At 57.5% G+C, this 518-nt stretch carries 1 protein-coding gene; it reads right to left on the reverse strand.

Features of this window, described 5'->3' with window-relative positions; all coding sequences use genetic code 11:
* A partial coding sequence (locus PH558_RS34085; RefSeq protein WP_285208568.1) for an HlyD family secretion protein occupies positions 1-518 on the reverse strand: 518 nt, incomplete at both ends.

Genomic DNA, 518 nt, shown 5'->3' on the forward strand with positions numbered 1-518 from the left:
GGTACGTCGTTCTGTCCATCTCCGAAGACAAAAATACCCTGTCGAACGGCGTTCAGTCGTTGCTGCAATTGATCGACAGTCAAGTTGCTCACTTCCACCTCGCCTCCGGTCGCCGCCCCGGCAGCGCGTGCGGCCTCCACCATCCGCTGGGTGAGTATCCCCTTGGATTCCAGGTCCTTCCGGCGATCGAGATCGACTTGGGCGGCGAGATCTTGCGCTTGCGAAACCTCGACCCTCTTGCGCAAGATCTCCACTTCGCGCTCAAGGTTCGAAATCGTAGCCTGCTTGAAGATTTCCAGACGCTTTCCCAGCTGATCACGAAGCTGCGTGAGGTCGTCGCGTTCCTTTTTCAAAGCTGTGACACGATCAAGGGCGGTATTGCGCTCGGCCTCAAGGGACGCCAGAACCGCGCGGTTCACGCGAGGATTACTGATTTCGACGAGATTGTCGCCGGCTTTGACAGGAACGCCAACCTTTGCTGGTTCCCCCGAAATCACACCATCGATGGGAGCATTGAG

Source organism: Rhizobium pantanalense (assembly GCF_030182525.1).
GTDB lineage: Bacteria > Pseudomonadota > Alphaproteobacteria > Rhizobiales > Rhizobiaceae > Rhizobium.